We start from the raw sequence: 13,465 nt of genomic DNA on the forward strand, positions 1-13,465 counted from the left end.
TTTGCTTAGGATCGAAGCATGAAAAACATTAGCCATTGTTGCAGGGCAATTATTGCCCTGCCCTTTTTCTGCGTCTCCTCTCTGGGTGCAGAAGAAGTTCGCCCTGCAGAACACGACGACACGAAAACGCCAGAAATATCTTCCCCCTCATTTCGCTTTTATGGCGAATTGGGCATAGGGGGATATATGGATTTAGAAGGACAAGACAAACATAAATACAGTGATGGTACCTATATAGAAGGTGGCCTGGAGATAAAACACGGCTCTTGGTTTGGTCTGATCTACGGCGAGGGCTGGACCGTGCAGGCCGACCATCAGGGCAATGCCTGGGTTCCTGACCATAGCTGGGGCGGATTCGAGGGCGGGCTCAACCGCTTTTACGGCGGTTATCGTACCAATGACGGAACGGAGCTGATGCTCAGCCTGCGCCAGGACTCTTCGCTGGATGACCTGCAATGGTGGGGGGATTTCACTCCAGACCTGGGCTACGTCATTCCCAACACTCGCGACATCATGACTGCCATTAAGGTGCAAAACCTGACCGGTCCTTTGCGCTACAGCGTGACAGCAACGCCCGCCGGACACCACGACGAGAGCAAAACCTGGCTGCACTTTGGTAAATACGATCGCTACGACGATAAATATACCTATCCGGCCATGATGAACGGCTATATCCAGTACGACCTGACTGAAGGCGTAACCTGGATGAACGGCCTGGAGATAACAGATGGTACCGGACAGCTGTTCCTGACCGGCATCCTTTCGCCCAACTTCGCCGCCCGCGCCTGGCACCACACGGGCCGCGCCGACGGGCTGGATGTGTCCGGCACCGAAACCGGCTATATGGTCAGCGCAATGTATGAAGCGCTAAAAGGCGTTTACCTCTCCACAGCTTATAGCTACGCCAAACACCGACCGGATAGCTATGAGGACGAAACCACTTCCTTTATGCAGTTTGGTATCTGGTATGAATACGGCGGCGGCCGTTTCGCTACCGCCTTCGACAGTCGGTTCTATATGCGGAATGCATCCGGCGACCCGAGCGACCAAATCTTCCTGATGCAATATTTCTATTGGTAACAAGGACCGGAATACCATGAACATGAAACCTATTCTCACGCCGCTGGCCTGTATTCTGCTGATGAACTTCTCCGCACATGCCGCCAGTGCTAACGACTTTAAAAACATCATTAATCGCACCGGTGCGCCGGGCTACATGCATGACTACGATCACGACGACCACCAGCGCTTTAATCCATTTTTCGATCTTGGCGCCTGGCACGGTCATTTGCTCCCGGACGGCCCTGCAACGATGGGCGGCTTTCCAGGCGTGGCGTTGCTGACCGAAGAATACATCAATTTTATGGCCAATAATTTTGACCGTCTGACGGTGTACCAGCACGGTAAAAAGGTCGATTTCGCGCTTGAGGCCTACAGCATTCCCGGCGCGCTGGTGCAAAAGCTGTCATCTAAGCATGTGCAAATAGAGATGACGCTGCGTTTTGCCAGCCCGCGCACCTCGCTGCTGGAAACCAAAATCACCAGCAACACGCCGCTGGATCTGGTGTGGGACGGCGAGCTGCTGGAGAAACTGGAAGCCAAAGAGGGAAAAGCGCTGTCGGATAAAACCATTGATAGCGAATTCCCTGGCTATCAGCGCAAAATCACCGCCACGCACGACGGTCTGAAAGTCACCTTCGGCAAAGTGCGCTCAACCTGGGATCTGCTCACCTCCGGTGAGTCGGAGTATCAGGTGCATAAATCTGTCGCTATGAAAACCACGGTTAACGGTCATCGCTTTACGGGGAAGGCCCATATCAGTGGTTCGACAACCATTTACACCACCTGGTCTCATCTGCTTACCGCCGAGGATGTAGCGAAAGAGCAGCCGCAGATCCGCGATATTCTGGCGCGCCCGGCCTGGTATCTTGCTGCATCACAAAAGCGCTGGGCAGATTATCTGCAAAAAGGCTTAACTAACCCGGATGCCACAACGGAACAAACCCGGGTCGCGGTAAAAGCTATTGAAACGCTGAACGGCAACTGGCGCTCGCCAGGCGGTGCGGTAAAACACAATACCGTGACGCCATCGGTCACCGGCCGCTGGTTCTCCGGCAACCAAACCTGGCCGTGGGACACCTGGAAACAGGCCTTCGCCATGGCGCACTTTAACCCGGAGATCGCCAAAGAGAATATTCGCGCCGTCTTTTCATGGCAGGTTAAACCCGGTGATCCGGTTCGCCCGCAGGATGCCGGATTCATTCCCGACCTGATTGCCTGGAATCTCAGCCCGGAACGCGGCGGCGACGGCGGTAACTGGAACGAGCGCAACACCAAGCCCAGCCTGGCGGCCTGGTCGGTGATGGAGGTCTACAACGTCACCAAAGACAAGGCCTGGCTCGAAGAGATGTATCCAAAGCTGGTTGCGTATCACGACTGGTGGCTGCGTAACCGCGATCATAATGGCAACGGCGTGCCGGAATACGGCGCTACCCGCGATAAAGCCCACAATACCGACCGCGGCGAAATGTTGTTTACGGTGAAAAAAGGCGACACGGAAGAAACGCTCTCCGGGCTGAACAATTACGCCACCGTGATCGATAAGGGTCAGTATGACAGCCTTGAGATCCCGGCGCAGGTTGCCGCCTCGTGGGAGTCCGGTCGTGACGATGCGGCTGTATTTGGTTTTATCGATAAAGATCAACTGGATAAATACGTCGCGGGCGGTGGAAAACGCAGCGACTGGGTGGTGAAATTTGCCGAAAATCGCAGTAAAGACGGTAATTTGCTGGGTTACTCGCTGTTGCAGGAGTCAGTCGATCAGGCCAGCTACATGTACAGCGACAACCATTATCTGGCGCAGATGGCGACCCTGCTCGGCAAACACGAAGAGGCGCAGCGGTATCGCCAACTGGCGCAAAAACTCGCGGATTACATCAACACCTGCATGTTCGACCCTAACACCCAATTCTTTTATGACGTCAGGATCGAAGAAACCCCGCTGGCAAACGGCTGTGCGGGTAAACCGATCGTCGAACGTGGCAAAGGGCCGGAAGGCTGGTCGCCGCTGTTTAACGGTGCAGCAACGCAGCCCCATGCGGACGCGGTGGTTAAGGTGATGCTCGACCCCAAAGAGTTCAACACCTTTGTCCCGCTTGGCACGGCGGCGCTGACCAACCCGGCTTTCGGCGCGGATATCTACTGGCGCGGGCGCGTCTGGGTGGATCAGTTCTGGTTCGGGCTAAAAGGGATGGAGCGTTACGGCTATCGCGATGACGCGTTAAAACTGGCGGATACCTTCTTCAGCCACGCCAAAGGCCTCACCGCCGACGGTCCGATTCAGGAAAACTATAACCCGCTGACCGGCGCACAGCAGGGCGCACCGAATTTCTCCTGGAGCGCGGCGCATCTCTATATGCTGTATAACGATTTTCTTAAAAAACAGTAATCTGTGACATAACGCCGGATGGCGCTTCGCTTATCCGGCCTACAAAGACACATTTTCACCGGCCGGATTAGGTGCTTGCACTGCCATCCGGCATATTCGTCCTCTGGCTCCACTCCTTTTTTGAATCCCATCACAATCACGGCATTCCTCTTTTCCCTTTTACGCGGCGACGGCTAAATTATTAACTCATCCGACCACATAACAATAATTTTACATACTGGACACCTTTATGAGCTATCCGTCGCTGTTCGCTCCGCTCGATTTAGGCTTCACCACGCTTAAAAACCGCGTGCTGATGGGTTCAATGCATACCGGACTGGAGGAATATCCCGATGGTGCAGAACGGCTGGCCGCGTTCTACGCCGAGCGCGCCCGTCACGGCGTAGCGTTAATTGTGAGCGGAGGTATTGCGCCTGCGCTTTCCGGCGTGGGAATGGAAGGCGGTGCGATGCTGAACGACACCAGCCAGCTTGCTCACCATCGCGTCATTACCGATGCTGTGCATGATGAAGGCGGCAAAATCGCCCTGCAAATCCTGCACACCGGGCGTTACAGCTACCAGCCGCATCTGGTGGCGCCTTCTGCTATTCAGGCACCCATTAACCGCTTTACGCCACATGAATTAACGCACGATGAAGTGCTGCAGTTGATTGAAGATTTTGCCCACTGCGCACAGCTGGCGCGGGAAGCGGGCTACGATGGCGTGGAAGTGATGGGGTCGGAAGGGTATCTCATCAACGAATTCCTGACTCTGCGTACCAACCAGCGCGATGACCAATGGGGCGGTGAGTATGCCAACCGCATGCGTTTTGCCGTTGAGGTGGTGCGAGCGGTACGCCAGCGTGCCGGGAATGACTTTATTATTATCTTCCGCCTGTCGATGCTCGATCTGGTGGAAAATGGCGGAACCTTCGACGAAACCGTCCAGCTGGCGCAGGCTATAGAAGCCGCCGGGGCCACCATTATTAACACCGGTATTGGCTGGCATGAGGCGCGTATTCCCACTATCGCTACCCCAGTACCGCGCGGTGCGTTTAGTTGGGTGACGCGTAAGCTGAAAGGACATGTGACAATCCCACTGGTCACCACCAACCGCATTAACGATCCTCAGGTTGCCGATGACATCCTTGCTCGTGGCGATGCCGATATGGTGTCGATGGCCCGACCGTTCCTCGCCGATGCCGAACTGCTGTCAAAAGCGCAAACCGGACGCGCGGATGAGATCAACACCTGTATCGGCTGTAACCAGGCCTGTCTGGATCAGATCTTCGTCGGCAAAGTCACCTCTTGCCTGGTCAATCCGCGCGCCTGCCATGAAACCAAAATGCCGATTGTTGCGGCAGCTGTGCCAAAGAACCTGGCGGTTGTTGGCGCGGGTCCTGCGGGCCTCGCCTTCGCCATAAATGCCGCAGCGCGCGGGCATCACGTGACGCTATTTGACGCACATGGCGAGATTGGCGGGCAGTTTAATATCGCCAAACAGATCCCCGGCAAAGAAGAATTCTATGAAACCCTGCGCTACTACCGCCGGATGATCGACGTGACTGGCGTGACGCTGAAGCTGAATCACTTTGTCAGCGCACACGATCTGCACACCTTCGACGAAGTGATCCTTGCCAGCGGGATCGAGCCACGCATGCCGCCGATCGAGGGGATCGATCATCCTAAAGTGCTGAGCTATCTCGACGTTCTGCGCGATAAAACGCCAGTGGGTAAACGCGTGGCGATCGTGGGCTGCGGCGGGATCGGTTTTGATACCGCAATGTATCTGAGTCAGACCGGCGAACCCACCAGCCAGAACATTGCGGAGTTCTGCGTAGAATGGGGGATCGACACCAGCCTGCAACAGCCCGGCGGCTTACGCCCGGAAGGCCCACACTTATCCCGCAGCCCGCGCCAGATAGTGATGCTGCAGCGAAAAGCCAGCAAACCGGGACAAGGTTTAGGTAAAACGACGGGCTGGATCCATCGCGCCACCCTGCTCTCACGCGGCGTGAAAATGATCCCGGCAGTCAGCTATCAGAAGATTGATGATGATGGGTTACACGTTGTGTTGAACGGTGAACCGGTGATCTTTAACGTGGATAACGTGGTGATTTGCGCCGGACAAGAGCCGCGCCGTGAACTGGTCGATCCGCTGCACGCGGCAGGTAAAACGGTGCATCTGATCGGCGGTTGCGATGTGGCGATGGAACTGGATGCCCGACGCGCTATTGCGCAGGGCACCAGGCTGGCACTGGAAATTTAACGTCATGTCTTTCGTAGGCCGGATAAGGCGTTAGCCGCCATCCGGCACCCGCTATTACCGACGACGACCGGTTTTAACCGCCTTCAGCACCACGAATTTATTATTGGTGGCGATGGTTTCGCAGTTGCCGAAAATCTTCTTCAGCTTGTGGAAGTAATCAAGGTGACGGTTAGCCACAATGTACAGCTCACCGTTGATTTTCAGGCAGCGGCGGGCATGGTGGAACATTTCCCAGGCAATGTTATCCGTCAGCGCGTGCTTCTGATGGAACGGTGGGTTGCACAGTACGGCGTTAAAGCGGAACGGTTCGACGCCAGACAGCGCGTTGTTGATCATAAACTCACAGCGATCCAACGCTTCAGGCATGTTGCTTTCCACGTTCAAACGGCTTGAAGCCACCGCCATCGGCGATTCATCAACAAATACCACGCTGGCTTCCGGATTCTTCGCCAGCAGCGTCATACCGATAACACCGTTACCGCAGCCGAGGTCAACAATCTCCCCTTCGAGGTTTTCCGGTAGATGCTCGATAAAAAAGCGCGCGCCGATATCCAGGCCGGTACGGGAGAAGACGTTGGCGTGGTTATGGATAGTCCAGTCAGTGCCTTCCAGTTTCCAGCTTAGCGTTTGCGAGGCAGCGGCCAGTTCAGGTTTGCTGAACGTACAGTTGATCAAACGGGCTTTTTTCCACGCCAGCGTCGTGGTGGTTGGACCCAGCACTTTTTCAAACAGTTCCAGCGTCGAGGTATGTACATCACGCGCTTTTGCCCCGGCGATAATACGCGTTTCTGGCGTCACCACTTCACGCAGCGCACGCAGTTGCTGCTCCAGCAGCGCCATGGTTTTTGGCAGCTTAATCAGCACCACGCCCGGCGCCTGCGGATAGTCCGCGGTACTGTCGAGAAACTTGACGCTCGACTCGGCAATATCGTTGTGACGCAGGTTCTCGCGTGTGGCAAGCTCGCTGAGATAGGAGTCACCGATGCTGTACGGCGTATGTTCCGCCAGCGCACAGCCCAGCGCGCCGAAGGTATCATTCAGGATCAGCACCGGGCCGCTAATCTCGGTATCGTCCAGCTGTTGCAGCAGATATTCATCTGCAGCTTCCCACGCCAGCAGCGGGTTAACGTCGTCCGTTTCCGGGAAACGTTTAAGTGACAGCGAACGGAAACCGTTGTCTATGTGGCTCATCGGCCCTCCTGAATGGTAAAATTTCGGCGTATCCCTGAAAAGGGTGCGTGAGTATACACTTTTATGATTTGCGTGGACATGAATGAACCAACTAACTTACCTCCAGGGCTACCCGGAACATTTGCTTTCTCAAGTGAGAACGCTGATTGCTGAGCAGCGCCTGGGCGCAGTACTGGAGAAGCGCTATCCGGGTACGCATGACTTCGCGACCGACAAAGCGCTCTGGCAATATACCCAGGATCTGAAAAATCAGTTTCTGCGTAACGCCCCGCCGCTAAATAAAGTCATGTATGACAGCAAGATCCACGTTCTGAATAATGCGTTGGGGCTGCATACCGCCGTCTCTCGCGTGCAGGGCGGTAAGCTCAAAGCCAAAGCGGAGATCCGCATCGCCACCGTGTTTCGCAGCGCCCCAGAACCCTTTTTACGCATGATCGTCGTTCATGAACTGGCGCATCTGAAGGAAAAAGAGCACGACAAAGCGTTTTACCAGCTCTGCTGTCATATGGAGCCTCAGTATCATCAACTGGAGTTCGATACCCGCCTGTGGTTAACGCAACAATCGTTAAAGCAAACTGCGTAGTCGCGCACTGGCTTTGTCTTCAGGGCATGCTAAATTGACGAAAGAATCCCATTTCGCAGCCTGAAGGCCTTTATGATACGTTTCGCAGTAATTGGCACAAACTGGATCACCCGCCAGTTTGTCGATGCCGCCCATGAAACCGGCAAATATAAGTTAACCGCAGTCTATTCTCGTAGCCTTGAGCAGGCGCAGACCTTCGCCAACGATTACCCAGTCGAACATCTGTTTACCTCGCTGGAAGCGATGGCGCAAAGCGAGGCGATCGACGCCGTCTACATCGCCAGTCCAAACTCTTTGCATTTCCCGCAGACTGAGCTGTTTTTGCGGCACAAAAAGCATGTTATTTGCGAAAAGCCGCTGGCCTCCAACCTGGCGCAAGCTGAAGCCGCTATCACCTGCGCGCGTCAAAATCAGGTCGTGCTATTTGAAGCGTTTAAGACCGCCAGCCTGCCTAACTTCCTGCTGTTACAGCAATCGCTACCCAAAGTAGGAAAAATCAGGAAAGCGTTTATCAATTACTGCCAGTACTCCTCGCGCTATCAGCGCTATCTGGACGGTGAAAATCCGAACACGTTTAATCCGGCGTTCTCCAATGGCTCGATTATGGATATCGGTTTTTACTGCCTGGCCTCAGCGGTTGCGCTGTGGGGCGAACCGCAGAGCGTTCAGGCCAGCGCCAGCCTGCTGGAAAGCGGCGTGGATGCCCACGGCGTGGTGGTGCTGAATTACGGTGATTTCAGCGTTACGCTCCAGCACTCAAAAGTAAGCGACTCGGTATTAGCCAGTGAAATTCAGGGCGAGTCGGGATCGCTGGTCATCGAGCATATCTCCGAGTGTCAGAAAGTGTGCTTCGTTCCACGTGGGGGGAAAACGCAGGATCTGACGACGCCTCAGCACATCAATACTATGCTGTATGAGGCAGAGGCTTTTGCTCATTTGGTTGAATCCGGCGAAGTGGATCACCCGGCACTGGCCGTCAGCCGTATCACCGCCAAACTGCAAACGGAGATTCGCCGCCAGACCGGCGTGGTTTTCCCGGCAGACGAAGCGGAAACATCGCTGACTGCGTAAAGGTGTGTAAAACGAATGTTGCAGGCCATTGACTGAATGCATGGCCTGTAATATTTTGTAACCCGCAAAGGGGAGTAACTTCGTTGTCGGTTGATCGTCATTACGATGTGTGAAAAACCACATCCGGTCGCCGGGCGATAACAAAGGAATACGCCACCGTATTCCTTTGTTGTTGTAAGTGAGACCTTGCCGAATGGCAAGGTCTATGCATAAAAAGCAGCGGCTAATGCCATTCGGCGTTGGCCGTTTTTTTTATGCATGGGGAAATACAATGAATACTGTCGGCACACCGTTGTTATGGGGTGGCTTCGCTGTCGTAGTGGTAATTATGCTGGCCATCGACCTGCTGTTGCAGGGTCGTCGTGGCGCACATACGATGTCAATGAAGCAGGCTGCGGCCTGGTCAATCGTCTGGGTAACGCTGTCGTTACTGTTTAACGCCGCCTTCTGGTGGTACCTGGCAGAAACCCAGGGGCGCGCCGTTGCCGACCCACAGGCGCTGGCGTTCCTTACCGGCTATTTGATCGAAAAATCACTGGCAGTAGATAACGTCTTTGTCTGGTTGATGCTCTTCAGCTACTTCTCCGTGCCGCCTGCGTTGCAGCGTCGGGTACTGGTGTATGGCGTGCTGGGTGCGATTGTGCTGCGTACGATCATGATCTTCGCGGGCAGCTGGCTTATCACCCAGTTTGAGTGGCTGTTGTACGTGTTCGGCGCATTCCTGTTGTTTACCGGCGTGAAGATGGCGCTGGCGAAAGAAGATGCCTCCGGTATTGGCGACAGACCGTTAGTACGCTGGCTGCGCGGTCATTTGCGCATGACCGATACCATCGAAGATGAAAAATTCTTCGTGCGTAAAAACGGCCTGCTGTTTGTTACGCCGCTGATGCTGGTGTTGATTCTGGTTGAGTTGAGCGATGTGATTTTTGCCGTCGACAGTATTCCGGCTATCTTTGCCGTGACCACCGACCCGTTCATCGTGCTGACCTCGAACCTGTTTGCTATTTTGGGTCTGCGAGCGATGTACTTCCTGCTGGCGGGCGTGGCGGAGCGTTTCTCCATGCTGAAGTACGGCTTGTCGGTCATTCTGGTGTTTATCGGTATTAAGATGCTGATCGTCGATTTCTACCATATCCCGATCGCTATCTCGTTAGGCGTGGTATTTGGCATTCTGTTTGTGACGCTGATTGTTAACGCGTGGGTCAACCACCAGCACGATAAAAAGCAGCAAATACAGTAAGTTTCATCTGCTAGCTGAAAAGCCCGACAGCACACTGCGTGCGTCGGGCTTTTTGTTTATCATGTCAAAATAATGTTAAGTTAAAGTTATAAAATATGATCTCAACGCGGAATCCAGGATATTTCGCTTCCAGAACCCCGTTCTTTCCTTATACTCAGCCATGCAAACATTTGCCCCATCCAGAAAGATGCGTCAACAGAACGCACAAAGGTAAGGCAACAACACAATGAAAGGATCACGACATGACTACGCAACGTTCATCGGGGCTGTTCTCGCGTTTGGCGCAAGGGAGCCTGGTTAAACAAATTTTGATCGGTTTGGTACTGGGGATTTTACTGGCACTGGTGTCAAAACCTGCGGCTGAAGCCGCTGGTTTGCTGGGTACGCTGTTCGTCGGCGCATTAAAAGCCGTCGCGCCAATTCTGGTTCTGATGCTGGTGATGGCTTCTATCGCCAACCACCAGCACGGGCAAAAAACCAATATCCGCCCTATTCTGTTCCTCTACCTGCTCGGAACATTTTCAGCGGCATTAACCGCCGTTGTCTTCAGCTTTGCTTTCCCATCAACACTGCATCTTTCCAGCAGCGCGGGGGATATCGTACCGCCGTCCGGGATTGTTGAAGTGATGCGCAGCCTGCTGATGAGCATGGTTTCTAACCCAGTTGATGCCCTGCTTAACGCTAACTATATCGGTATTCTGGTATGGGCCGTTGGTCTGGGCTTTGCACTGCGCCACGGTAATGAAACGACCAAAAATCTGGTCAATGATATGTCCAACGCCGTCACCTTTATGGTGAAACTGGTGATTCGTTTCGCGCCAATCGGTATCTTTGGTCTGGTCTCCTCCACGCTGGCAACCACCGGTTTCGCAACGCTTTGGGGCTACGCCCAACTGCTGACCGTACTGGTAGGCTGTATGCTGCTGGTGGCATTTGTGGTCAACCCGCTGCTGGTCTTCTGGAAAATTCGCCGTAACCCGTACCCGCTGGTGCTGGCCTGTCTGCGTGAAAGTGGCGTGTATGCCTTCTTTACCCGCAGTTCGGCGGCAAATATTCCGGTGAACATGGCACTGTGTGAGAAGCTGAATCTGGATCGTGATACCTATTCGGTGTCTATTCCGCTGGGAGCCACCATCAATATGGCGGGCGCGGCGATCACCATTACCGTGCTGACGCTGGCGGCGGTGAATACGCTGGGTATTCCGGTCGATTTACCGACAGCGCTGTTACTGAGCGTGGTGGCTTCGCTGTGTGCCTGTGGTGCATCGGGCGTGGCGGGCGGTTCTCTGCTGCTGATCCCGCTGGCGTGCAACATGTTCGGTATCCCGAATGACATCGCCATGCAGGTTGTTGCCGTTGGCTTTATCATCGGCGTATTGCAGGACTCATGTGAAACGGCGTTGAACTCTTCTACAGACGTCCTGTTTACCGCTGCAGCCTGCCAGGCAGAAGACGAGCGTCTGGCAAATAACGCCCTGCGCGGCTAATCCCTACGCCCCTCCGTCATCGGGTGGAGGGGTTCTCTTCTTGTGCGCTTTTTTCAATTTTGAACGGATCAATTCCGCGTTTTTGCATCCGCCGGAAACGAATAATGTTCAGGCCGTTCATTACCAGAAAACTCCCTTCGATCATCGTCCCACCAATCGACCCTAGCCAGAAATTATGGATAACCCAACAGGCGGTTGCGCACCACATGACGCAGCGCACGGTTAACCCTTTGCAGCGAAACAGCGCCCAGGTGCTGGCCAGCGTGCCAATTATTGGCAATAGCTCCATCGCATGCTGTAATTTCGCCAGCCCGAGAACCAGGGTGAGGACAATAAAAACGGTCATTACCCACAGTTTGCGGGTATGCATTGAGACAAGTGTGCGGATGGTGTTGAGTTCTGCGCTCATTCCCGCAGGCCAGGCACCCATCAGGAAAAAATGCACGCCGATAGTGGCGCTATAGACAGCGAGTTGCAGCCGGAACCGGCGCTCATCGCGATTGAAAAAGGTGGTAATACCGATCAGAAAGGCGATGACACCTACGCCCTGGGCCAGCCAATACGCGGTCATGCAAGCAACCCCAATTCTATCTCGTAGGCCGGATAAGGCGAGTTCGCCACCATCCGGCAACGGTTTGTGCCTGATGGCGCTGCGCTTATCAGGCCTACGGTTTGCGCAGACCTGCATGCAGGTACCATCAGGTATTTACTACAACGTTACGCCGCTTTTAAATATCGCTAACTCTCTAAAATCATTCCGCTCGTTGCAGGTTTGCTTGCCGTTGGCGAACTCGACGATGGTATCGACAAATTCTTCCAGCAACTGAGGCATCGCTTTACCATGGATCAACTGTCCAGCGTCAAAATCGATCCAGTGCTTTTTCTTCGCCGCCAGCTCGCTGTTGGTGGCAATTTTCACCGTCGGCACAAAACCACCGTAAGGTGTACCGCGACCGGTACTGAACAGCACCATATGACAGCCCGCGCCCGCCAGGGCACTGGTCGCCACCGCATCGTTACCCGGTGCGCTCAGCAGGTTCAGACCATGCGTCTTCAGGCGTTCGCCGTAGCGCAGTACGTCCACCACCTGGCTGGAGCCTGCTTTTTGCGTGCAGCCGAGAGATTTATCTTCCAGCGTGGTGATACCGCCCGCTTTGTTGCCCGGCGATGGGTTCTCGTAGATCGGCTGGTCGTGAGCAATGAAGTACTGCTTGAAGTCATTGACCATGGTGACCAGCTTGCCAAACGTTTCTTCATCGCGGCAGTGGTCCATCAGCAGCTGCTCGGCGCCGAACATTTCCGGTACTTCGGTCAGTACGGTGGTGCCGCCGTTAGCAATCACGTAGTCAGAAAAACGCCCCAGCATCGGGTTGGCGGTAATACCGGACAGGCCGTCAGAGCCGCCGCATTCCAGACCAAACTTCAGCTCGCCCAGCTTACCCGGTTCACGCTTATCATTACGCATCACGTTGTACAACTGGTGAAGATGTTCAATCCCCGCTTCCACTTCGTCTTCCTGATGTTGGCAGACCATGAAGTGAACGCGCTCAGGATCGTACTCGCCTAAGGTTTCGCGGAAGGCATCAACCTGGTTGTTTTCACAACCAAGGCCAACCACCAGCACCGCACCCGCATTCGGGTGACGCACCATGTTTTGCAGCATGGTGCGGGTGTTAATGTGGTCGTCGCCGAGCTGTGAACAGCCGTAGGTGTGGCTGAAGAGATGCACGCCGTCGATTCCTTCGGCGTCGTTAGTCTCTTTCAGAAAACGGTTCTGCATCTGGCGCGCCATGGCGTTAACACAGCCTACCGTCGGTAGGATCCACAGTTCGTTGCGCACGCCAACATCGCCGTTGGCACGACGGTAGATCTGCACATCGCGATCCGCCGGTTGTTCAACTTCCGTCTGAAAATCAGGGTGGTAGCTATACGTGTCCAGGTCGCTCAGATTGGTGCGCGTGTTGTGAGCATGAATATGCTCACCCGCCGCAACGTCCACCAGCGTATGGCCAATTGGCAAACCGTATTTAATGACGTTTTCGCCTTTCGCAATATCACGTAAAGCGAATTTATGGCCACGAGAGACCGCCTGACGCAGGGTTACCGCCTGCCCATCAACGGTGACTTCGGTTCCTTCAGCCAAATCAGCGAGCGCTACCGCGACGTTATCCAGCGCATGGATCTTGATGTATTGCAT

General features: G+C 54.5%; 10 protein-coding genes. 7 read left to right on the plus strand and 3 right to left on the minus strand.

What is annotated here, in order from left to right:
* Positions 1 to 18: 18 nt before the first annotated feature.
* The 3 genes from ygjJ to OGY72_RS14800 all read left to right on the plus strand — a co-directional run bounded on the left by ygjJ (position 19) and on the right by OGY72_RS14800 (position 5,696).
* Positions 19 to 1,080, plus strand: a complete 1,062-nt coding sequence (gene ygjJ, locus OGY72_RS14790) for a protein YgjJ (RefSeq protein WP_286548112.1) — start codon at positions 19 to 21, stop codon at positions 1,078 to 1,080.
* Between the two features lie 16 nt (positions 1,081 to 1,096).
* On the plus strand, positions 1,097 to 3,448 hold the full coding sequence (gene ygjK / locus OGY72_RS14795; protein WP_286548114.1) for an alpha-glucosidase: 2,352 nt from the start codon (positions 1,097 to 1,099) through the stop codon (positions 3,446 to 3,448).
* A gap of 229 nt (positions 3,449 to 3,677) precedes the next feature.
* Positions 3,678 to 5,696 (plus strand): NADPH-dependent 2,4-dienoyl-CoA reductase, encoded by a 2,019-nt coding sequence (locus OGY72_RS14800; RefSeq protein WP_286548116.1) that lies wholly within the window; start codon positions 3,678 to 3,680, stop codon positions 5,694 to 5,696.
* 54 nt (positions 5,697 to 5,750) lie between these two features.
* Here OGY72_RS14800 and rlmG read toward each other — a convergent pair whose 3' ends face one another.
* Positions 5,751 to 6,887 (minus strand): 23S rRNA (guanine(1835)-N(2))-methyltransferase RlmG, encoded by a 1,137-nt coding sequence (gene rlmG / locus OGY72_RS14805; RefSeq protein WP_003828544.1) that lies wholly within the window; start codon positions 6,885 to 6,887, stop codon positions 5,751 to 5,753.
* Between the two features lie 82 nt (positions 6,888 to 6,969).
* Here rlmG and OGY72_RS14810 point away from each other — a divergent pair, with 82 nt between their 5' ends.
* The 4 genes from OGY72_RS14810 to sstT all read left to right on the plus strand — a co-directional run bounded on the left by OGY72_RS14810 (position 6,970) and on the right by sstT (position 11,268).
* A complete protein-coding gene (locus OGY72_RS14810; protein ID WP_286548117.1) occupies positions 6,970 to 7,470 on the plus strand; it encodes a M48 metallopeptidase family protein in 501 nt (166 codons plus the stop codon).
* A 72-nt stretch (positions 7,471 to 7,542) separates the two neighbouring features.
* On the plus strand, positions 7,543 to 8,541 hold the full coding sequence (locus OGY72_RS14815; RefSeq protein WP_148361435.1) for a Gfo/Idh/MocA family protein: 999 nt from the start codon (positions 7,543 to 7,545) through the stop codon (positions 8,539 to 8,541).
* A 271-nt stretch (positions 8,542 to 8,812) separates the two neighbouring features.
* A complete protein-coding gene (locus OGY72_RS14820) occupies positions 8,813 to 9,781 on the plus strand; it encodes a TerC family protein (protein ID WP_003828551.1) in 969 nt (322 codons plus the stop codon).
* A gap of 242 nt (positions 9,782 to 10,023) precedes the next feature.
* Positions 10,024 to 11,268 carry a serine/threonine transporter SstT gene (gene sstT, locus OGY72_RS14825; RefSeq protein ID WP_148361434.1) on the plus strand — a complete coding sequence of 415 codons (1,245 nt, stop codon included), beginning with the start codon at positions 10,024 to 10,026 and terminating at the stop codon, positions 11,266 to 11,268.
* A 16-nt stretch (positions 11,269 to 11,284) separates the two neighbouring features.
* Here sstT and OGY72_RS14830 read toward each other — a convergent pair whose 3' ends face one another.
* Together OGY72_RS14830 and OGY72_RS14835 are read right to left on the minus strand one after the other, a co-directional pair.
* Positions 11,285 to 11,839, minus strand: coding sequence for a YgjV family protein (locus tag OGY72_RS14830; protein WP_286548118.1), 555 nt, complete (start codon positions 11,837 to 11,839; stop codon positions 11,285 to 11,287).
* A 138-nt stretch (positions 11,840 to 11,977) separates the two neighbouring features.
* Positions 11,978 to 13,465: a UxaA family hydrolase gene (locus OGY72_RS14835; protein ID WP_286548119.1), complete on the minus strand. Its 1,488-nt coding sequence runs from the start codon at positions 13,463 to 13,465 to the stop codon at positions 11,978 to 11,980.

This window comes from Citrobacter sp. Cpo221 (assembly GCF_030332345.1).
Classification (GTDB): Bacteria; Pseudomonadota; Gammaproteobacteria; order Enterobacterales; family Enterobacteriaceae; genus Citrobacter; species Citrobacter portucalensis.

What these genes read in the sequence shown, in the direction of transcription:
- OGY72_RS14810 (WP_286548117.1), top strand. Translation starts at nt 6,970, where the DNA reads ATGAACCAACTAACTTACCTCCAGGGCTACCCGGAACATTTGCTTTCT.
- sstT (WP_148361434.1), top strand. Translation starts at nt 10,024, where the DNA reads ATGACTACGCAACGTTCATCGGGGCTGTTCTCGCGTTTGGCGCAAGGG.
- ygjK (WP_286548114.1), top strand. Translation starts at nt 1,097, where the DNA reads ATGAACATGAAACCTATTCTCACGCCGCTGGCCTGTATTCTGCTGATG.
- OGY72_RS14835 (WP_286548119.1), bottom strand. Translation starts at nt 13,465, where the DNA reads ATGCAATACATCAAGATCCATGCGCTGGATAACGTCGCGGTAGCGCTC.
- rlmG (WP_003828544.1), bottom strand. Translation starts at nt 6,887, where the DNA reads ATGAGCCACATAGACAACGGTTTCCGTTCGCTGTCACTTAAACGTTTC.
- OGY72_RS14800 (WP_286548116.1), top strand. Translation starts at nt 3,678, where the DNA reads ATGAGCTATCCGTCGCTGTTCGCTCCGCTCGATTTAGGCTTCACCACG.
- OGY72_RS14815 (WP_148361435.1), top strand. Translation starts at nt 7,543, where the DNA reads ATGATACGTTTCGCAGTAATTGGCACAAACTGGATCACCCGCCAGTTT.
- OGY72_RS14830 (WP_286548118.1), bottom strand. Translation starts at nt 11,839, where the DNA reads ATGACCGCGTATTGGCTGGCCCAGGGCGTAGGTGTCATCGCCTTTCTG.
- OGY72_RS14820 (WP_003828551.1), top strand. Translation starts at nt 8,813, where the DNA reads ATGAATACTGTCGGCACACCGTTGTTATGGGGTGGCTTCGCTGTCGTA.
- ygjJ (WP_286548112.1), top strand. Translation starts at nt 19, where the DNA reads ATGAAAAACATTAGCCATTGTTGCAGGGCAATTATTGCCCTGCCCTTT.